General features: G+C 41.1%; 17 protein-coding genes. 5 read left to right on the forward strand and 12 right to left on the reverse strand.

The features are described from left to right. Positions 1 to 17: 17 nt before the first annotated feature. The 8 genes from AC3WJJ_RS08320 to AC3WJJ_RS08355 form a co-directional block, all read right to left on the reverse strand. Positions 18 to 1,037, reverse strand: a complete 1,020-nt coding sequence (locus tag AC3WJJ_RS08320; RefSeq protein WP_492539675.1) for an aliphatic sulfonate ABC transporter substrate-binding protein — start codon at positions 1,035 to 1,037, stop codon at positions 18 to 20. Positions 1,038 to 1,081: 44 nt separating this feature from the next. Continuing rightward, positions 1,082 to 1,858 (reverse strand): ABC transporter ATP-binding protein, encoded by a 777-nt coding sequence (locus AC3WJJ_RS08325; RefSeq protein WP_492539676.1) that lies wholly within the window; start codon positions 1,856 to 1,858, stop codon positions 1,082 to 1,084. A 198-nt stretch (positions 1,859 to 2,056) separates the two neighbouring features. Then, entirely contained in the window at positions 2,057 to 3,520 is a 1,464-nt protein-coding gene (locus tag AC3WJJ_RS08330) for a sulfatase family protein (RefSeq protein ID WP_492539678.1), read from the reverse strand. Between the two features lie 108 nt (positions 3,521 to 3,628). Then, positions 3,629 to 4,522 (reverse strand): carbohydrate ABC transporter permease, encoded by an 894-nt coding sequence (locus AC3WJJ_RS08335; RefSeq protein WP_492539680.1) that lies wholly within the window; start codon positions 4,520 to 4,522, stop codon positions 3,629 to 3,631. Positions 4,523 to 4,535: 13 nt separating this feature from the next. After that, positions 4,536 to 5,456, reverse strand: coding sequence for an ABC transporter permease (locus AC3WJJ_RS08340; RefSeq protein ID WP_492539682.1), 921 nt, complete (start codon positions 5,454 to 5,456; stop codon positions 4,536 to 4,538). Between the two features lie 126 nt (positions 5,457 to 5,582). Beyond that, positions 5,583 to 7,202 carry an extracellular solute-binding protein gene (locus AC3WJJ_RS08345; protein WP_492539684.1) on the reverse strand — a complete coding sequence of 540 codons (1,620 nt, stop codon included), beginning with the start codon at positions 7,200 to 7,202 and terminating at the stop codon, positions 5,583 to 5,585. Between the two features lie 166 nt (positions 7,203 to 7,368). Further along, positions 7,369 to 9,696, reverse strand: coding sequence for a helix-turn-helix domain-containing protein (locus tag AC3WJJ_RS08350; RefSeq protein ID WP_492539686.1), 2,328 nt, complete (start codon positions 9,694 to 9,696; stop codon positions 7,369 to 7,371). A 256-nt stretch (positions 9,697 to 9,952) separates the two neighbouring features. Further along, on the reverse strand, positions 9,953 to 11,371 hold the full coding sequence (locus AC3WJJ_RS08355; RefSeq protein WP_492539688.1) for a sulfatase family protein: 1,419 nt from the start codon (positions 11,369 to 11,371) through the stop codon (positions 9,953 to 9,955). A 131-nt stretch (positions 11,372 to 11,502) separates the two neighbouring features. On the opposite strand from AC3WJJ_RS08355, the gene AC3WJJ_RS08360 reads away from it, so the two are divergent. After that, positions 11,503 to 13,494 carry a beta-galactosidase gene (locus tag AC3WJJ_RS08360; RefSeq protein WP_492539689.1) on the forward strand — a complete coding sequence of 664 codons (1,992 nt, stop codon included), beginning with the start codon at positions 11,503 to 11,505 and terminating at the stop codon, positions 13,492 to 13,494. A gap of 92 nt (positions 13,495 to 13,586) precedes the next feature. Here the strand turns inward: AC3WJJ_RS08360 and AC3WJJ_RS08365 are convergent, their stop codons facing one another. Further along, positions 13,587 to 13,928 (reverse strand): DUF952 domain-containing protein, encoded by a 342-nt coding sequence (locus AC3WJJ_RS08365; protein ID WP_492539690.1) that lies wholly within the window; start codon positions 13,926 to 13,928, stop codon positions 13,587 to 13,589. Between the two features lie 25 nt (positions 13,929 to 13,953). After that, positions 13,954 to 14,850 carry a LysR family transcriptional regulator gene (locus AC3WJJ_RS08370; protein WP_492539692.1) on the reverse strand — a complete coding sequence of 299 codons (897 nt, stop codon included), beginning with the start codon at positions 14,848 to 14,850 and terminating at the stop codon, positions 13,954 to 13,956. Positions 14,851 to 14,971: 121 nt separating this feature from the next. Between AC3WJJ_RS08370 and AC3WJJ_RS08375 the strand changes: the two genes are divergently transcribed. After that, on the forward strand, positions 14,972 to 16,045 hold the full coding sequence (locus tag AC3WJJ_RS08375; protein ID WP_492539694.1) for a branched-chain amino acid aminotransferase: 1,074 nt from the start codon (positions 14,972 to 14,974) through the stop codon (positions 16,043 to 16,045). A gap of 59 nt (positions 16,046 to 16,104) precedes the next feature. On the opposite strand, the gene AC3WJJ_RS08380 is transcribed toward AC3WJJ_RS08375, so the two are convergent. Further along, complete coding sequence (locus AC3WJJ_RS08380) at positions 16,105 to 17,679, reverse strand: ATP-binding protein (protein ID WP_492539696.1); 1,575 nt, start codon at positions 17,677 to 17,679, stop codon at positions 16,105 to 16,107. Positions 17,680 to 17,887: 208 nt separating this feature from the next. Here AC3WJJ_RS08380 and AC3WJJ_RS08385 point away from each other — a divergent pair, with 208 nt between their 5' ends. The 3 genes from AC3WJJ_RS08385 (at position 17,888) to AC3WJJ_RS08395 (ending at position 19,186) form a co-directional block, all read left to right on the forward strand. Then, a complete protein-coding gene (locus AC3WJJ_RS08385) occupies positions 17,888 to 18,220 on the forward strand; it encodes a hypothetical protein (RefSeq protein ID WP_492539698.1) in 333 nt (110 codons plus the stop codon). A 149-nt stretch (positions 18,221 to 18,369) separates the two neighbouring features. After that, positions 18,370 to 18,939 carry a thymidine kinase gene (locus tag AC3WJJ_RS08390; protein ID WP_492539700.1) on the forward strand — a complete coding sequence of 190 codons (570 nt, stop codon included), beginning with the start codon at positions 18,370 to 18,372 and terminating at the stop codon, positions 18,937 to 18,939. Positions 18,940 to 18,973: 34 nt separating this feature from the next. Next, positions 18,974 to 19,186: a hypothetical protein gene (locus AC3WJJ_RS08395; protein WP_422657025.1), complete on the forward strand. Its 213-nt coding sequence runs from the start codon at positions 18,974 to 18,976 to the stop codon at positions 19,184 to 19,186. Positions 19,187 to 19,246: 60 nt separating this feature from the next. On the opposite strand, the gene AC3WJJ_RS08400 is transcribed toward AC3WJJ_RS08395, so the two are convergent. Next, the gene (locus AC3WJJ_RS08400) at positions 19,247 to 20,113 is read right to left on the reverse strand and encodes a YitT family protein (RefSeq protein ID WP_492539702.1); all 867 of its coding nucleotides are present in this window, start codon (positions 20,111 to 20,113) and stop codon (positions 19,247 to 19,249) included. Positions 20,114 to 20,351 lie beyond the last annotated feature (238 nt).

The following is a 20,351-nucleotide window of genomic DNA, read 5'->3' on the forward strand; positions in this document are numbered from 1 at the left end:
TTCATTTGAATCGTTCATTATTTCAACCTGTCTTTCAAAGCTTCTTCTATATATCTGTTATCGAATACTTCCTTCACGTCAATCTTCTTTCGAATGGTCTTTTGTTCGTACTGAAAATCTGCCGTTTTCTGCTGTTCAGCAATAATCTCATCTGAAACTGGAATATTGATCATATGAGATCTGTCGAAGGTTCCTTGAATAACCTCACTAGGTACCCCACGCTCCTTCGCATATCGTTGAACAGCTTCCTCCCGGTGTTCATTTTCCCAAGCCAATGTTTTATTGAGCACTTTTAAATACAAGGTAACAAGTTCAGGATACTGGTCAGCAAATTCTTTCCGAACAATGTTAAATGAAGGAGAAAGAACCCCCTGTTTCTCACCGTCAACCAGTACATTACCTTTTCCGGTTAAGGAATTGAGCGTAATATACGGGTCCCATGTCGCCCAAGCATCCACGCCCCCTGATTCAAAAGCAGGCTGCGCCTCGTCAGGTTGGAGCTGTATAATCTCAAATTCGGATGGCTCTATTCCAGCCTCTGCAATGCTTCGATATAAGAAGTTATAAGCATTGCTACCCTTCGCTACAGCAATCTTCTTCCCCTTAAGATCAAGTAGTTCTTTTGCAAGACTGTCTGGCGGCACAATAATGGCCACATTGTTCTTCCCCTCGAGTGTCTGGGAGATCACCTTAAACGAAATGTTCGCTGCTTGAGCAGCAACAATCGGCATGTTGCCAAGACCTGCGAAATCCAGTCGGTTGGATGCCATTGCTTCGGTCATGGGCGGTCCGCTCTGAAACTCTGCCCACTCCACGTTGACGCCAAGTTTACCGAATTCGTCCTCGAACCACCGTTCTTCACGTGCTTTACCGAATAAACCTCCGCTTCCTTGAACCCCAAGCTTTACAGTTAACCCTTCATAACTCCCCTTAATTAATGGTTTATCCGAGCTCGTATCCTGACCCTGTTTCGCGCAGCCGCTCATCCAGACCGTTAACAGCAACAATAATATGGCTATTGCACGCATTGGTTTCATCGACAATCTCTCCCCCTGATCAATATAAATCTTCTTGCACTCCCTTATATTCCGGCACCATGATCAATTTCTGGCCCTTCTACTTTCTCGAATTCATCCAAAACCTTACGCCGAAACTCCTGAAAAGGCTGCGATGTTCTCTTTCTAGGAAAGGACAGTTCGATTGGCAGCACAGTACGAATATGTCCCGGCCGTGGGTTCATAATCACAACCCTTTGACCTAGGAAAACGGCTTCATCCAAGTCATGCGTTACGAAAATCATTGTTGTTCGGTTTTGTTGCCAGATATCGAGCAGTACCTCCTGCATATGAGAACGAGTAAAGGCATCGAGTGCGCCAAATGGTTCATCTAGTAGAAGTACTTCAGGATTACGAAGCAATGCCCTCGCAATAGATACACGCTGAGCCATACCACCTGATAACTCCCTCGGGTAGGACTTTTCAAATCCCTTCAATCGAACCAGCTCGATTAATTCATCCACTTTGTTTCGGACACGGGAATTTTTCAAGGCTAAATTTCCTGCGATATTTTTCTCTACCGTCATCCAAGGAAAAAGACGTGGCTCTTGAAAGATGAAGCCTTTCTCGATTCCTGGTCCTTCAATCGGTTTGTCGTTAAGAAGTACCTTGCCTGTATAGTCTGTATCTAAACCAGCGATGATCTTGAGCAACGTACTTTTACCACATCCACTTGGTCCAATAATCGTGACGAACTCGCCTTTCTGAATCGACAACTCAATATTATGAAGGGCACGAACCGTCCCCGTCGGTGCTAGGAAAGATTTATGCAATTGTTCGATTACCAGTGAATCCAATGCCATAACGATCACCTCTTTATATTTGATAAAACCTACCCGTTTACTCAGTATTATGCATAAAAAAAACTGGAGATTCAGCGTTAAAGAGTACTCTCGTAACAGAAGTACCGCGCTTTAATCTCCAGTTGTCTGGTCGATTGATTTAGTTAATCGTCATTTTAGCAACTGCATTTATGATTGTCAAACATTTTTTGGTCATCTTTAAGAATACAGTCCCGTAAAACTGCTCTCTCTCACACCTGGAGAAACAGGCTTAATTTGTCCGCTACCACATACCGGAGCAGACACTCCGTCCTTGTCTGGAATGACATATTTTCCGAACCATTGTCCTAGACTCAAACGCAAAGATTCTAAGACAGGCAAGCAAGTTGGATCGTCAATCCGATTGTTGTTCTCATCAGGATCATTTAATACATTGTACAAAGCATGGGGACCGTAAGGATAATTGTGAACATACTTCCACTCGCGTGTTCTTATCATCCGTACCGGACCGTATTCATCATAAATAACGACGTCCTCACGTCCAGGTCCCTGCTTTCCAGCGAGCAATTCAGAGAAACTTCTTCCTGGAAGCGCGATCTCTAGCTCAGGTTGATTCAATCCTACGTATTCGAGTAGCGTTGGAAACACGTCATATTGGCTAAGTAATTCATCACAGACCTGTCCTTGAGCAATCACACCCGGATGACTAAATATAGCTGGTACTTTTACAGAGGTGTCATACATATTGAGAGGGAATGTTCCATTTCCTTTGCCCCATACGCCATGATGTCCCATGTTCATTCCGTTATCGCTCATAAAGATAATGAGGGTATTATCGCGAATTCCCTTTTCCTCTAAGCTGTCAATAATCTGTCCAATGCCTATATCCATTGCGGTTATCGAAGCATAATAACCTCTTAGAAGCTCTTTACGATGTTCTCCTTCGCCGCGTGGACATGTTGCGATCTGATTCGGATGTATTGGAAGTTCCGGCACCGATTCAAACGGGCAATCATCATACATCGAGACATATTCTTCCGGATGCTCGGAGCGTTCCCATGGGGAATGAGGCGCTGTATAGTGAACACCTAAGTAAAATGGATTCGTCTCTTGAGTCAGATCATCCAGAAATGTAAGTGCATGATCAGTAATAAACTCCGTAATGTATCCGTTCTCAATTTTGACCTCTCCATCCTCCACAACATCCGGTCTCATGTAAGAGCATCCACCGCGGGCGATCGAATACCAGCGACTAAATCCTTTTTGCGGAACGATGCTGTTGCCAAGGTGCCACTTGCCGCTAAGCGCACAAGTATATCCCGCTTGCTCCAATAGTTCGGTATAACAGGTCTGACCATCCAGATAACCTACCGCTTTCTCTTCATCTCTAAATACAGGATCAGCTGCGACAGATTCATCCAGCGTACTCTTATCCAGATTACCGGATCTAATCCAATCATGAACGCCATGTTGTGAAGGAATGCGTCCTGTCATAATCGAAGCTCTGGCGGGAGAGCACACAGGTGATGCACAGAAAAAATTCTCAAATCGAACTCCTTCCGCAGCTAAACGATCAAGATTCGGCGTCTGAATCTCTTCATTCCCTTGCGCACCTAGTGCCCACGCCCCCATATCATCAGCTAAGATGAATACAATATTAGGCTTGTTTTGAACATGTTTCATAACTTATGAGTCCTCCGTTCAAGTAGGATTAGTGATGAGCTTGTTCAATCTTACATTGTACGCCCTCCATTATATTCCTTTATCCATGAATGCCAAGGGGAAAATTGGTTACCCTTTCACAGAACCGATCATGACACCTTTGATAAAAAATCGCTGCAGGAATGGATATAACATTAGCATTGGGACAGAAGATACGATAATAACCCCATATTTAATTTGCTCGGCAGCCTTTTGCCGCTCCATCATTTCAACCGCATCTTCACTGAGTAAATCCTGAGCCTGATTCTGCACGAGAATCTCTCTTAGAATAAGCTGTAATGGATGCATGTCCGCATCTCTTAAATAGATGAGAGCCGAAAAATAACTATTCCATTCTTGAACCGCACTAAACAATGCAATTACTGCAATAATAGGCAAAGACAATGGCAATACAATTCTCATGAAAAATCGGATATTACTGCATCCGTCAATGGCAGATGCCTCAAGTATTTCATCTGGTATGGTCTGTTGGAAAAAAGTTTTCACGATAATCAAGTTATAAGCACTAACTGCCCCCGGTATAATCATCGCCCAAACCGTATTTATCATATCTAAATCACGCACAATCAAATAAGTTGGGATTAGTCCACCACCGAAAAACATAGTGAAAATAATCATCATCATAAAGAAGTTACGACCAACAAGATCCTTACGGGATAGAGCATATCCTGCTGTAATCGTAAGTGAAGTACGGATAATCATGCTAAGAAGCGCATATATGATGGAGTTCTTATAACCTGTCCATATTCGGCTGTTAGAGAATATCTCTTTATAACCATTGAGCGTGATATCTTTCGGAAATAGAAAGGTCTGCCCTGTGTTAACAGCATCAGGATTACTGAACGATGCTATGAGCATGAAATAGAGAGGATAGATCACAATAAGGGATACAATAATAAAAAATAGTGTGTTTAACAAATCGAATATTTTATCATTTCTACTTCGATTACGAATATTATCCATATCTAAGTCCTCCTCACCACAGACTAGTCTGTTTCATTCGCTTCGCTAACGTATTCATGGTAATCAGGACGATGAAATTCACAATATTATTAAAGAGTCCGATAGCCGCAGAATAACTGAACTGAGCCCCAACGATCCCGACCTTATAAACGTAGGTCTGTATAATCTCTGAAGAGCCTGCATTCATAGCATTTTGCATTAAATATGCTTTTTCAAAGCCTACTGACATGAAAGATCCCATGTTCAAAATCAGAAGAATCATAACCGTTGGCATAATTCCTGGCAGGTCTATATTACGAATACGCTGCATTTTACTCGCACCATCCACGATGGCAGCTTCGTGCAGTTCGGGATTGATCGACGTTAAGGCTGCCAAATATATAATCGTACCCCATCCGGCATTCTGCCACACATTTGACCATACAAATAATGATTTGAACCAACCCGGCTCGGCCATAAAGTTTAACGGGTCGATCCCGATCGCCCCAAGCCCAATATTGATAAGTCCACTTCGAGGATTTAAGAATAAATACATCATACCTACAAGTACAACCATTGAAATGAAGTGAGGCGCATAAACAATGGTCTGTACACTTCGCTTCAATTTATTACTGATCAACTGGTTCATGAGAAGTGCAAGTATAATCGGAATTGGAAAGAGAACGAGTTCATAAAGTGATATGACTAATGTATTTTGAAGAGTCGGCCAAAATTGAGCAGAATTAAAGAACCGAATAAAGTGATCAAACCCGCTCCAATCGCTCCCCCAGATTCCTCGATTCGGTGAATAGTTTTTAAAGGCAATCTGTAAACCATACATCGGTCCATACTGAAAAATGATGAAATAGATGAGTGTCGGTAGTAGGAGCAAATACAACTGGTAGTTTTGAAGTACTTTCATCCATATGCTACGCCGAAGTACTTGTCTTGCCATATGTGACAACTCCCTTCAGATAAAATATTGTGTGAGGTTAAAGGGGCGGTATATTGAAGAAATAAAGAAGGCCGCATAAGCTTCTATGCGGCCTCTTTAGCGAGTACAAATCCCGATTATAGGCGGTTATTTGGCTTCGCTTGAAGAAATATAGCTGTCATAGTTACGCTGCATCATCGCTGTATAATCTTCAAGTCCGTACTTCTTAAGCTGTTCAACCATTTTACTCCATTCTCCAGCAGGATCATTCCCCGTTACAATCTTGGCAATCGCCTGATCCAGATAAGCATTTTCAGCTAAAACATCTATTCCCCATTGCTTAATCTGTTCTGCATCTTCAAGTGAAACCATTAAATTTCTTGGGAATATTTCTGGATTCGTGAAAGGTTTCAGAAGTTCGACATATTCCTTCTTCCGATCAGGGGGTAAGTCCGGATTTGGAACAGCCGTTGCAAATGTCTCCGCGAGTACCGCTCCCGGCGCCTGAGCCCCGGCACTTTCAGCATAACGATCATCCACAGTTACGGTATATCCGCCATCCACTTTTTCTAGATTAGTACCAAAGGGACCAAATGTAGCTTCAAGTGATGTATCTGTTTCATACAGTTCGTCGAACCATTTCATCGTTATCTCAGGATTCTCATTCTCCTTCGTTATGGAGAACCCGTGAGGATTGTTATTCGGATCCTGTCTGTTCCAACCGGTTTCACCATTCGGACCTTTTAAAGGAGGCACCATGACATAATCATCCCGTGTTTCCGGAGGAAGCGCGGCAGAATTCCAGAAGAAAAATGCGCCTACCGAGGATGGATTACTGTTTAATTTAGCTGAATAAACAGAAGCATCATGGGTAAAAATCTCCTGATCAATCAAGCTCTCCTTATAAAGCTTGTTCATGTAAGTGAGGAAATCACGATTCTCTTCCAAAATAGGTGCGAATGTAATTTTTCCATTCTCCACATGGAAGTTCGATGCATTTCCGCTAGGCCATGATTTTCCGAAGGCAGCAGCCAAGGAAAGCGGTCCCTGAATCGCATTTTTCATATTCACTACGCTAAACGGTATTTCATCAGCGGTACCATTGCCATTGGGATCTCCCGTTTTAAACGCTTTCAACACTTCATAAAATTCATCCGTTGTCGTCGGCATCTCCAAACCCAATTTGTCGAGCCATTTTTTGTTGATAAACATAGCATCCGGTATCGTATTTTCCATGGTTTCAGAAATCATAGGAATGGTATAAATATGACCATCTGGAGCCGTTACATAAGCTTTATACTCTGGCCGTTTCTCGAATAATTTCATAATATTAGGTGTCAGTTCTTCATTAATCATATCGTCCAGAGGGATAATCTGACCGTCAGATCCATAACGTACAATATCGGATGTAGACATCAAATAAGGACCAAAAAAGACATCTGGCAGATCGTCACTAGCAAATAATAGATTCATCTGCTCCTGACCATCCGCTGTGCTGGCTAGATTCCATTTCACATTGACACCTGTCTTCTCGGCCATATTTTTGAAGAATTTCATTTCACTATAGTCTTTTTTCACTGCAGGATGTTTAATCGTAAACATGGTCAAATCCACTGGTTTTTCTAATGGAAATACGATTTTCTTCGTTTCTCCAGGCGCTTCACTTTTAACAGTTTCTTTCTCTCCTTTACTACCACTGCATCCTGTAAGCGCTGTAGAAATCGCAATTAGCGATGTGAACAGCAAGAGCCCCCATTTTTTTGTCATTCGAATACCAACTCTCCCCTTCATTCAAAATAAATGACATAGCTGATGTGTCAAAAGAACGATCGTACTCTCGCTCACAGCTATGATCACGTCTACCTTATCAATTGCCTCATCCATCTCACAATCAGCGAAATCAAGAAGACATGTGCCGAACGGATAAATCCCGTCATGATAAGGATTTAGAAGAGATGTCAGTATTCATTTGACCTAGATCATATTCATTTCGCATATTGTCGCATTCACTTTCCTTCAACGTGTTCAGCTTTCTATAATCACCAGGAGTAGCGTGGGTATGCTGTTTGAATTTACGGATAAAGCTTGATACATCTGCATAGCCAATTCGTCTGACGATATCCTGCAATGAAAATTTAGTTGTCGTTAAGAGAAGCTTCGCTCGAATGATTCGCTGTTCATTAACATATTCCGAGATGGTCATGTTACTCTTCTCTTTGAATACTTTTCGAATATGAGAAGCCGACCAGGATAGTGAATCTGCCATATTCTGAACTGAAAAGTGATAGTCAAATCCATTTTGCTCAATATATTGAACCATCGCTTGATATAGATCATCTTCGGAGGATTGATCATTGTGATTCATCTCTGCTACAGCAAAAGTACACACCTGTAGTACAATTGCCGCTAGTTCATCGAAACTCTCTTTCCGTGTTAAAGCCATCACATCAGGAAACGGTTCATACTGAAACCTGTTTCCATACAACTCCTGCATCGTCTTCCAGACAGACTGCACAACATCCACACACAAATAAGTAGCCATAAACATGGTTGTACTATTGTCACGTATTTTATTAATCAGAAAATCTGCATTCCGCTGAATTTCTTCCGTCTCTTTTTTGTGAATAGCACGAATCAAATGTTTAAGTTCTTGATCTGGATACCAGAATCGATCATTTTGCTCAGCCGATGTTTCTCTAAAGAAGATGACCTTATTTTTACCTTTAATGATCGAGTACTGTAGTGACGTTGAAGCTTCAATAAATGATTTGTATAGCCGTCCCACTTCTGAAGATGGATTTCCAACACCTAAGGTCATTGGGATAGATGTTAGTTCAGTAAATCGCTCATGAAGCAAAAGCCAATCTCGTTCAGGCCATGGCTCTTTCTCATCTACCGAGATAATACATGCTGTTCGCCCATCTTCTATAAGGTCAACCAGATAAACTTCCATTCCTTCTTTAAATAGAGAATACCAAATTTGATAGAAATCCCGCTTTTGCTCTTCGGTTTCGGATGAATGTTCACCAAATTGCAGAATAGCGACTTGATATGTGGATTGTTGTAACGCCAGACCAACAACTTGACCCTCCTCATTAAAATGCTCCGTATTCTTGAACTGTCCTTTTAATAAGCGGTTTAACAAGTGTTCCCGGAGAGCGGGTGTTGTGATTTCTTCATGCTCCTTTAAACGCTCTTGAATGGACTCTGCATGTTCCATTATTTTGCGTATGGTTTCAAAACCATGAGCTCCACGAAGCATAGATCCCCATTTCGCGTCCCCTTGTCGGATCAGCATACGGATGGGATTATAGTTCATACGCATTCCAGCATAGATGAACAGCACGCCAATAAAGACAACCAGTATGGCTGCAAAAACCGATTTGTTCTTAATATCCGTGACAGGTCTCATCAGCTCAAGATCAGGTACAACCGTTACATATGTCCAACCCGTACCATGAGACTTCGCATAGGATACGTGAAACAACTCTTCCCCTGATTTAACGGCACTCGTGCCTTCATCATCTGATAATTCAAGCCTCTCCATAATATCTCGATCCAGTTGCTCAAATGGATATAAAGAGGCAAGTACCTGTCCATCTTTATTTATGACAAACGTATTTTTCACATTTAATTTCATTGAATTCTTGAACAATTCCTGATACGAAGTTTCGTTCACTGAGAAAATAGCCGTTCCCTTAGGATTCAGACTGTTCACTGGAATGGGAATCATATAAACGATTTGATTGGAAGTGCTCGTACTACTTTCTTTTCGAGTAGCTAGCAATAACTTTGCTCTTTTGAGATTGTCCAATTCCGTCTTTAATTGTACTGGCTTCCATTCTTGGAACTGGTAGATTTCTTTGAAGAAATCAAATCGATAGGAGCTTTTATAGGAGAATATATAGTCTCCGTTACGAGGATAAAACATGAGCTCTTCTACAAATTTATTGCCTGTAGAAAAGTTCAAACGATTTTTAGCAAGCAAAATATCGTAAGCTGTTTCTGGCATATTGGAACTAAACGTGGGGTCACTCGAAATCGTGCCTGCCATACTCATCATTTCTCGATACTTGGAATCAACGATGTCACGGACCTGTGCCAACATACTCCGGTTCGCCTCGAAAGACTGCTCTTTCATCAAAGAGACAAAATGAGAGTATACCGTAAATCCAATAATTAGAATGGGAATTCCCAAAACAAGTAGATAGGACAATAAATATTGATAAAATAAAGGGATTCTCCATGAATTTTGCGACATCGTCTCATCCTTTCTTCCTTAAATAGCAGAAAACTATCCCCCGATTTCAGGAATAGTCATCTGCCATATTAGTATTAATACTTAAACAACCTGTTGATTTACGTAAGCGTTTACAAGTAATTCTAAATTAACAATCCCTTCTCATAATACCAATCAGTCAAATAAACAAATCATGTGTGAAATCGATATTGGCATACAAAAAGGCCACATTTCATAGGTCAAGCCTTGAGTTGTGGCCTTGTACAATCAATTTTCCTTACTCGCCCGTGTATACAAAAGGTTCATCGCCAACCTCTTGCTGGAGCCGGTCTAACTCTTGTTTCAACACCTGCACGACGTGTTCATAATCAGGATCATTGTACACATTGATCATCTCATAAGGGTCTTTCTTTAAATCAAGCAATTCCCATTCGGGCTTCTTCGGCTCATCCGTTGCTCCTGAAGAACCTAGTGCATCAGCGTAGTAATATATCAATTTGTACTGATCGGTTCGTACACCATAGTGTGCGTAAACATTGTGCTCGGACATATGCATCCAGTATCGGTAGTACATGGAGTTACGCCAACCCTCAGGATTCCTTCCTTCAAGGATGGCTCGAAAACTTACCCCTTGCATAAATTCAGGAGTAGCAATGCCCGCATAATCTAAAAATACAGGAGCAAAGTCCACATTAAGCACCATATGCTTACTTACTTGCCCTGCCGAAATCTCACGAGGGTAGCGAACTACAAATGGCATCTGCAAAGATTCCTCATACATAAATCGTTTATCATACCAACCGTGATCACCGAGAAAGAATCCTTGGTCTGAGGTATAGATTACCATCGTATCGTCGCTTAAGCCTTCTTGGTCCAAATAATCCAGCAATCGGCCCACATTATCATCTACAGAAGCAATGCAGCGCAAGTAATCTTTAATATAGCGCTGATATTTCCAGCTTTTTAGAGCTCTTCCTTCCAGATGAGCTGGTGGATCCATCTTTAAATCCGTCTTGGTAAGGTCACGGTCAATTCTCATTTCTGCGGCTGCGGCAGCACTAGCTCGATTAGCGTAATCATCATGGAAAGTTTCTGGTTCAGGGATATCGATATCTTCATACATATGGGCATGCTTCTGATCCGGAATCCAAGGGCGGTGGGGTGCTTTATGGTGACACATTAAGAAAAAAGGCCTATCTTTATCCCTCTTCGCAATCCAATCTATCGATTTATCTGTAATAATGTCGGTTGCATAACCCTCTTCATGAATTGTACTTCCCATCTCATAAAACTTTGGATCAATATAATCGCCTTGTCCAGGAAGCACACTCCAGAAATCAAACCCTGTTGGATCACTTTCCCCTCCATGACCGAGATGCCACTTCCCAATCATCGCGGTCTGATAGCCATCTTCTTGCAACAATTTCGACACGGTCATCTGTCTTCCATCAAACCTGTCAGACAATGTTTTGACACCGTTTACATGATTGTATGTACCTGTTAATATGCTTGCTCTGCTTGGTGTACAGATGGAGTTGGTACAGAAGCAATGGTCAAATCGAATACCTTCATTGGCAATTCGGTCAATATTCGGCGTTTCGTTAATCTTACTGCCATAGCAACTGATAGCATGTGCAGCATGATCATCACTCATCATAAAAATAATATTGGGACGCTTTACATTACTGTTGTTCATCGTAAATAGTCCTTTCATTTCAGAGTTTCAATTCGTTATACTTATATTCAAATTGTACACTGTTTATAATTCCCTTTTTATTATAGTATTCAGATAAGAAATTGACAACCATTAAAAGGGAAGTGTTCAAAATGTTATATGGCGCTTGTTACTATCCTGAACATAGGGAACCAGACCGTTGGGGTGAAGATCTGCAATTGATGAACAAAGCAAAAATTAATGCTCTTCGAATTGGGGAATTTGCTTGGACAAGGTTCGAACCTGAAGACGGAGTATATGATTTCTCATGGATGGATTCTTTTATTCAACTTGCAGGAAGCTATGGGATACAAATCGTATTGTGTCCACCCATGAGAACAATTCCTGTATGGTTAAGCGAAAATGACCCTTCATTGCACATTGAGAACCATAGCGGAGATCGGTTAGAGCATGCTAGTAGATACACCTTTTGCATCAATCACCCACTTCTTCGGGAAAAAGCCCACGCTCTTACTTCAAACATGGCTATTCGTTACGGAAGTCATCCACAAGTGATCGGCTGGCATTTGGATAACGAAATTGGTGACGAACCTGATTGTCACTGCCATCGTTGTCGGTCAAAATGGCAGCAGTGGTTAGAGGGACGATATGGAGATATTCAAGCACTTAACCGTGCCTGGGGAACGGTGTTTTGGTCTATGGAATATGATCATTTCGGTCAAATCCCTACTCCCCGCATAACTAAAGCAGATTATAATCCAGGCTTCATCCAAGCATGGCGTCATTTTCGAAGTAACTGTAACATTGAAGTCGTAAAACTTCTTTCAACTGCGATTCGTCCCCATTTAGGAGCCGAAGGATCTTATATTACTACGAATAGTCAGATGCCCTGGAATAACCGTACAGACAATTATGAAATGGCCGAACATTTAGATATTACGGGTACAAATTACTACCCTCCGTATGGAGACCGTTGCCATGCTAATGCACTAGGATTAGCAGCCAACCGAAGCTTTAAAAACGCACCATTTCATGTCTATGAGCTGCGTAATGAAGGTCATTCTATCATGGGGGCCTCAGGTAACACGCCTGCTCCTGGAGAGCTCGAAAGGCTGACCATGCATACCATCGCGAATGGGGCAGACGGTGTCTTTTATTTCCCGTGGAAGCGATTCCCTTTTGGCAGTGAACAAAATCATGGTGCGATAACAGATTTCGACGGTAAACCTACTCGGATTTATGATGAATGTCTATCTATTGGAGAGAAATTGAATGAAGTAGCGTCGTTCTTCCAAGGTTCCCATGTCATTAGCGAAATTGCCGTTTTGTACGATTTTCCAAGTCGCTGGCATGTAGAGCATCCCTCTCCTTGGACCGGAGATAGCAGTCTATATATGAATCATACCAACAAGTTATATCATACCGTGCGTAAACTTGGACATAACTGTGATGCCGTGGGGAGGAACTGTGACTTTTCCGCTTATAAACTTATCCTTGTTCCCATGCTTCCAATTGTAGATGATCTGTTGGTGAAGAAGCTTCAGCGTTATACGGATGAAGGTGGAGTCCTGGTATTTCATCCAATGAGCGGGATTAAAAATGAAGAGACACGTTATTTCAACGATCGCCTACATCCTGGCATGATCGATCTATTGGGAATACGTACTTTAGAGGTAGCTACTGCAGGAGTCGGTCATGCTATTGATTTTAGCTGGAACGGACAGTCTTACACAGGAGGCTTATTCAGTGAGCTTATTCAACCAACTACAGCACAAATCGAGGGATCATTTGCAGGTGAATGGTACGAAGGATATCCGGCTGTCACTAAACGATCAAGTGGCGAAGGATATTGCTGGTTTGTTGCTACCTTTGCGGAGGAGAATTTCTATATCGAACTACTGACGTATCTATGCAGTGACATCGGCTTGTCACCAATACTTAACATACGTCCACCTGCCGAAGTAGAGATAACCATGCGACAACAGATTGATGGGACGAAGTATACGTTTCTAATCAATGCGTCCGCACGAGAGAAAAATATGGAGTTAAATAGCAGCCTTCAAGACATATGGAATAACGAGGTTGTATCTGGCACAGTAAGCTTGCAACCGTATCAAGTTCGTATATTACGTTCTGCTGAGTAGGTATATTAAGATATCAAGACGAGTGAGTCTAGGATAAACTTTATCATTTAACAATAAGTCTTTAGCTAGACTCTCTCGTCAACTAATATTGATTAATGAAGCACCCCAGCTGGTAGTTGAAAGTTCCCCTCAGCATCAGTTGCGAATTCTAAAGTCTGGATGATCGCATCTAAATTCAGTGGTCCGTAGATATGTGGAAACAGTTTACCTAACTCATATAAGTCCTCATATACAATTTCAGATTCTACTTTTGTGTCATCAATAAGCATCAGCAGTAGATCTCTCTTCCCTTTATATAAAGAATTTGCCACTCCTAATACTTGATCGGTTGTAGAACAATGAATGAATCCTTCCTGTTGCAGGCTGCTTGGAGCATACTCTCCATCGAGAAGCATTTGTTTCAAGGCTGTATGGTTCAGAATATGCATGATCATGAAAATTCCACCTTTGTATGTATAATTATTCCTCATCTCTAAAACTACTTATAAATCGTTGTGCACTCTTTGATAAATAATGATCTTTAAGCCATACAATCCCTACTTCGGATTGAAAATCCGCATCCACTATATCCAGCATTTGTACGACGTTTACAGGAAAGGATGACATGACGGACTTCGGAAAAATCGTGATTCCGATGCCGCTAGCAATTAAGGACATAATGATCGCCACACTTGAACATTCACAGATAATATTAGGTTCAAAGCCATGTCTCTTGCACTCATTCATAACCTGCTCATGCATTCTTGTGGTCTTTTCTGTCTTCAGCGTAAGGAATGGAAATGTCGCTAGTTCCTTCATATTAACCGTATGATTGTGAAACTGTGGGGTCCATGCACTTGGAATAACAGCAACATAAGGATCAGAGGGTAGTGGAAGCACTTCATATTGATCGATGTGAGTCTGCGCCTCAAATGGAAGTCTCGCAACGACCAGTTCAATCACTCTTTTTTGAAGTAGTTCTCCTAAGTATACATGATCTCCCTCTATAATTTTAAACGTAACTTGAGGGTAAGATTCTCGAAAAAGCTGAATGCGATTAGGAAGTAGTGAAATACAAGAAACAACCGAACCAAGAGAAAGAACCCCTCTTACCCCTTCTTCCATCTCTTTAACCTCTCGAAGTGTTTCGTCAAATTGTGCAAGCAAGATTTCTGCTCTTTGCCGGAGAAGCTCCCCTGCATCTGTAAGATTCAAGCGTTTAGACGTCCGATCAAACAATCTGACGCCCAGCTCCTCCTCCATAAGCTTCAATTGGCGGCTAAGTGGGGGTTGTTCCATATTTAATTGCTTCGCTGCCCTTGTCACCTGACCCTCTCTTGCAATTGCTAGGAAATACTTCATTTGACGCATATCCACGTTCCATTCCACCGCCCATACCTAAAAGATATGATAATTAAACAAAATAGATACTTTAAATATACCTCTCAAAATGATAGCATTCAATGTAAGAATAAATTTTTAGGGAGCGATGGGAATCATGGCTAGTACAATAGACATCCAAACAACAACTAAGAAAAAACAAAAACCGCTTCAACACGAGCTTGGTTTTGGCATTCATTTTACCGACCACATGTTTATTATGGACTATAGCGAAGGTAAGGGATGGTATGATCCCCGCATCGTACCTTATCAACCAATTGTGCTTGACCCTGCTGCAAAGGTGTTTCACTACGGTCAGACGATCTTCGAAGGCTTGAAAGCTTTCAAGTCCGAAGAAGGTAAAGTTCTCTTATTCAGACCAGACAGAAATATTCAACGTCTAAACCGTTCCAATGAACGTCTTGGAGTACCACACATCGATGAAGATTTGGCGCTTGAAGCCTTAAAAAAAGTGATCGCGGTTGATCAAGACTGGATTCCTACTGAACCAGGAACTTCTCTATATGTCCGCCCCTTCGTAATTGCAACACAGCCAGCACTAGGTGTTGATGCTTCCACACACTATCAATTCATCATCATTATGTCACCTGTTGGCAACTACTACGCTGAGGGAGTAAACCCTGTAAAAATATTCGTTGAGAACGAATATGTACGTGCAGTTAAAGGTGGAATTGGCGAAGCTAAAACAGCTGGTAACTATGCTGCAAGCTTGAAAGCTCAAGAAATTGCCAAAGAAAAAGGTTATTCTCAAGTGCTATGGCTTGATGGCGTTCATCGTAAATATATTGAAGAAGTTGGTAGCATGAACGTCTTCTTCAAGATTAATGGAACAGTTTATACTCCGAAGCTAAACGGTAGTATACTGGATGGAATTACTCGTAGTTCTATTATTCAACTTCTCCGTCACTGGGATATCCCTGTTGAAGAAAGCACAATGTCGATTGAAGATTTGTACAACGATGCAAAGAGCGGTGCTCTTGAAGAAGCATTCGGTACAGGCACTGCTGCTGTAATCTCTCCAATTGGCGAGCTGAACTGGCGTGGTGAACAGCTGACTATTGCAGATGGAAAAACCGGTGAAGTTTCAAGCAAGCTTTATGATACATTAACAGGGATTCAGCGTGGAACAAAACCAGACCCATTCGGATGGATGGTTGAAGTTACACTGTAAATCCATATGAAACAAGGTTCCTAGAGTGATGTCTACTCTTGGAACCTTGTTTTTGTATATTATGTAGTTGTATTCTCCTCTGAGATCGGTATTCGGATCGTAAATGTGGTGCCGATATTTATTTCGCTATGTACGTAAATCGCCCCTCCATGATCTTCAACAATTTTTTGACATAACGACAATCCTAGACCCGTCCCCTCCTCTTTCGTTGTATAAAAAGGATCAAAAATCTGGTTCATATCACTTGCAGCAATTCCTCTTCCGGTATCTTGCACCTCAATGATAGCTGTCTTCTTATCCACCTTCAAAGAAAAATGAACATGTCCTGTGGTCTCCATAGCCTGAAACGCATTACGAATCAGATTGATCAATACTTGAATGACCTTATCTCTATCCATGTACACCATAGCCTGATCTTCAGGAGTTTCCATTGTAAAGGTATGCCCTCTAGAAGCGGCCTCGGACTCACATAAAGAATATACTCTGGCCATACAAAAATGCAGGGAGTCTAATTTCATGTTGCTGACATGGGGCTTAGAGAACTGAAGGAACTCAGCGGTCAACTCACCGACTCTCGTAATTTCACCCATAATGACATCATACCAAGGCTCAATATTATAGTTTTGTATTTTGGATAACTGAATAAATCCCTTAATTGAAGTTAATGGATTTCGAATCTCGTGAGCCATGCCGGCTGCAAGTTCTCCTACTGTTTTCATTTTTGCTGATCGCATAAATTCTTCCTGACTCTTAAGCCAGCTTTCCCTACGCATTTGGAATATTCGTTCTTCGGCCATGCTAATTACTTCTTGAAAGGTTGGAGCTTCTTGAGGAAAATGTGTCACGCTATAGGTAACTTGAATACCTAGCTCATCAAAAGAGATTAAATCCTTCACCTTGTCTGACGATGGAAGAAGGATTGCAAATCGGTCTCCTGCATATCGAGCTGTTGCAAGCATGTTCGTGAAGTGGTTTCGAATCGAGTGTGCGAAATGGATAAGTATCTCATTTGCTGAGGCAATGTCTTTAGCATTCAAAGACTTGAAGTTGTTAATATCGAGCAGCACTAGCTGAAAGCTATTATTCTTCTGCGTGAGCTGCTGAACCGTCTTCATGTAACCTTCATAGTTGAGAAAGCCAGTAAGCGGATCATGATTAATTAAGTAATCATTCTGTTTCGTTAATGATTTCTTCTCAGATTCCATTCTTATAATAATATGGATCGCGAGAATAATAAGAATAGAAGTAAGTACATCAAAAAATGAAACAAGTATTGCATATGTAGATAGAGGTGTGTACGTCAATCGGATTAATGTAAATTGAAGGATCAGAAGAATCCCTATGGTTATCGTTTCTTTAAACTTCTCCTTATGCTGTATCATATGGATGATCAAAATATAATAAAGCAATATACTCCAATTCAATTGACTCGTGTAATGAAAAGCGCCGATAAGTACAAACTGAAAGACTATAATTTTAGGATATTTACGATCCAGAGCCATACTTGCCATTAACAATAGAGCAGTGAGGAGCAAAAGTTCCAAATTCACATGCTTACCAAGACTAATTGATGAGATCACAACAAAGGCCGTCACTAAAGGAACAAACAGGAGCTTGATAATATTAATGGACAATTACAATCACTCCTATATTCATATACAAACACTATTTTATGGTTATCACCCTTCCATATGTTATAACAAAAACGAAGATATGCACAGATAAATCAAGAAGACAGAAAAATCTTTAATCAATATGGGTATTGGCACAGGTACATCTGTCCTCCACTTCATACTATAACCCAAGATAAACACATAATCTAACTGCAAGGGAGATGCCTTAATGACAGAATATAGTGGATCAATTGGCAACACAGGAATGGGCCATGGAACACCAAATGCAGACGCCCTTATGAATACGAGCTGGGGTTCACACACAAACGTATCAGGTATGATGGAGAATGCTAATTATCCATTAATGAATGCTGTCCACCCCAATTCAAAGCATGAACATGGACATATGCACGGGCATGGGCATAAGCATGGGCATAAGCATGTTCACGCACACGGCTGTGCTCCAGTGCATGTCGTTCCTGCTGTAGTCAAAACAAGTATTAGTGCAGAATTGGTACTTTTCATTCTCCTCGTTATTATCATCCGTTGCGCTAATTGGTAATCCTCAGCTTTAATAAATTTGACTGCTTTGTGGCCATATGGCTACAAGGCAGTCTTTACTTTTTTTCAAAAGATTTGTTATTTACACATGTGGTTAGAAAATGAGAAAATAGGATTTGGCTTATATGTTTAACGGGAAAGGAAATAAAAATGGCACAGTTATATTTCAAGTACGGAGCTATGAATAGTGGTAAATCCATTGAGATCTTGAAGGTTGCACATAATTACGAAGAGCAGAACAAACCTGTTCTCATCTTTACTTCCGCTTTAGATCATCGGGATGAAGTTGGTTATGTTTCCTCTCGTATCGGTCTTAGACGACAAGCTACCCCAATTACTGAAGATACGGATATATTCGGGATAGTACGCAATCATCAGCCGAAACCTTTTTGTGTTCTTGTGGATGAGTGTCAGTTCCTAAGCAAAGACAGCATCCTACAGCTTGTACGGATCGTGGATGAGTTAGACGTTCCGGTAATGGGCTTTGGACTTAAGAACGATTTCCAGAATCAACTTTTTGAGGGAAGTCGCTACATGCTGACCTACGCTGATAAAATTGAGGAAATGAAAACCATTTGCTGGTTTTGTGAACGTAAAGCGATCATGAACCTTCGTGTAAAAGATGGAAAGCCGGTGTACACTGGCGAACAGATCGTCATTGGTGGGAACGATACTTATTTCCCTGTATGTCGCAAATGTCACTCCAACCCTCCACTCTAAAACAAATGTCAATCTTAAAGGAGAATACGCGCTCATGCCTATTGTCAGACCTCTGAATACAGATCAGGATTTTCAGGAAGCCGTGGATCATAAATATAAAATACGGATATTTAAAGATAATCATCTCATCGATTCCGGAACCATCGTGATTCGCTTCACGGACGATACCATCGTGACTCAGTCAGGGGTCAGTTCCCTTGATTATCATAAGCGTGAGCAATGCGAGTTTTTCGAAGTTCGAAAATAAGATATGATTCAAAACAAAATCCCTGCTCGTGGTACTCCACGTAAGCAGGGATTTTGAGGTTTAATGAATATCTTTTTTTACGATGCTACCACCGAGAACATCTGCAACATTTTGAATGGATATGAAAGCATTCTTATCAATTTCCTGAACGACTGTTTTTAGCTTAGATACTTCAAGTCTGTTGACTACGCAATAGATCATTTGAGTCTCTTCCTTCGAGTATCCACCTTTACCATACAAAAGTGTTGTGCTCCGGCCTAAACGATCATTGATTGCATCAGATATCTCTTCATAGTCGCTCGATATAATCGTAACAGACTTAGACTCGTCTAAACCTTCTACGACAATATCCATAACCTTTGCTGCGATGTAATACGTGAAGATGGAAAACATCGCTGAATCCGCTCCAAATACGAAACCGGCCACAATAAAAATAAAGACATTGATAAACATGACAATTTGACCAACAGGAAGACGCAGCTTTTTCGAGAGAAGAATGGCCACGATTTCCGTACCATCAAGTGCACCACCGTAACGGATAACAAGACCTACCCCGAAACCAAGAATAAGACCACCAAAGAGAACAGCGAGGATCGTCTCATTCGTAAAGGGTTGAACATCATGTAGTAACACCGTCGTAACAGATAGCACGATAATTCCGTACAACGCAGATAAAGCAAACGTCTTGCCAATTTGTTTATATCCGATAAACAGAAATGGTAAGTTAAAGATAAAGAGGAATGCACCAAGTGCAACGGGGGTAATCTTGGATAGTACCATTGAAATACCCGTGATACCTCCATCAATAATGGTATTCGGAACGAGGAAGATTTCCAGGGCAACTGCCATGGCTACAGCCCCGATCGTAATAAAAATAAAACGTTTAATGATTTCGCCGATAGACAGTTTTCGATGCGTTTTGGCCATACTTAGGACTCCTTCAATGTAGAATATCACCGCTAGTGCGATAATTATCGAAATTTTACTTAATAATAATATAGGAATTTGATACATTGTTCAAATCGGAACAATGTATCACGAGCCTTAGGTTCGTGCATGATTATACATAAATATAAGCATATCGACACGTAACAAGGAATTAATGCGCTATCAAAGTTAACTCAGATGCAGCAATATAGGGTAATATGCTATAATGAAATTCGTT

Source organism: Paenibacillus sp. FW507-14B1B, assembly GCF_058781425.1.

What these genes read in the sequence shown, in the direction of transcription:
- AC3WJJ_RS08365 (WP_492539690.1), bottom strand. Translation starts at nt 13,928, where the DNA reads ATGATCATGCATATTCTGAACCATACAGCCTTGAAACAAATGCTTCTC.
- AC3WJJ_RS08345 (WP_492539684.1), bottom strand. Translation starts at nt 7,202, where the DNA reads ATGACAAAAAAATGGGGGCTCTTGCTGTTCACATCGCTAATTGCGATT.
- AC3WJJ_RS08325 (WP_492539676.1), bottom strand. Translation starts at nt 1,858, where the DNA reads ATGGCATTGGATTCACTGGTAATCGAACAATTGCATAAATCTTTCCTA.
- AC3WJJ_RS08385 (WP_492539698.1), top strand. Translation starts at nt 17,888, where the DNA reads ATGACAGAATATAGTGGATCAATTGGCAACACAGGAATGGGCCATGGA.
- AC3WJJ_RS08320 (WP_492539675.1), bottom strand. Translation starts at nt 1,037, where the DNA reads ATGAAACCAATGCGTGCAATAGCCATATTATTGTTGCTGTTAACGGTC.
- AC3WJJ_RS08375 (WP_492539694.1), top strand. Translation starts at nt 14,972, where the DNA reads ATGGCTAGTACAATAGACATCCAAACAACAACTAAGAAAAAACAAAAA.
- AC3WJJ_RS08360 (WP_492539689.1), top strand. Translation starts at nt 11,503, where the DNA reads ATGTTATATGGCGCTTGTTACTATCCTGAACATAGGGAACCAGACCGT.
- AC3WJJ_RS08350 (WP_492539686.1), bottom strand. Translation starts at nt 9,696, where the DNA reads ATGTCGCAAAATTCATGGAGAATCCCTTTATTTTATCAATATTTATTG.
- AC3WJJ_RS08335 (WP_492539680.1), bottom strand. Translation starts at nt 4,522, where the DNA reads ATGGATAATATTCGTAATCGAAGTAGAAATGATAAAATATTCGATTTG.
- AC3WJJ_RS08400 (WP_492539702.1), bottom strand. Translation starts at nt 20,113, where the DNA reads ATGGCCAAAACGCATCGAAAACTGTCTATCGGCGAAATCATTAAACGT.
- AC3WJJ_RS08395 (WP_422657025.1), top strand. Translation starts at nt 18,974, where the DNA reads ATGCCTATTGTCAGACCTCTGAATACAGATCAGGATTTTCAGGAAGCC.
- AC3WJJ_RS08340 (WP_492539682.1), bottom strand. Translation starts at nt 5,456, where the DNA reads ATGGCAAGACAAGTACTTCGGCGTAGCATATGGATGAAAGTACTTCAA.
- AC3WJJ_RS08390 (WP_492539700.1), top strand. Translation starts at nt 18,370, where the DNA reads ATGGCACAGTTATATTTCAAGTACGGAGCTATGAATAGTGGTAAATCC.
- AC3WJJ_RS08330 (WP_492539678.1), bottom strand. Translation starts at nt 3,520, where the DNA reads ATGAAACATGTTCAAAACAAGCCTAATATTGTATTCATCTTAGCTGAT.
- AC3WJJ_RS08355 (WP_492539688.1), bottom strand. Translation starts at nt 11,371, where the DNA reads ATGAACAACAGTAATGTAAAGCGTCCCAATATTATTTTTATGATGAGT.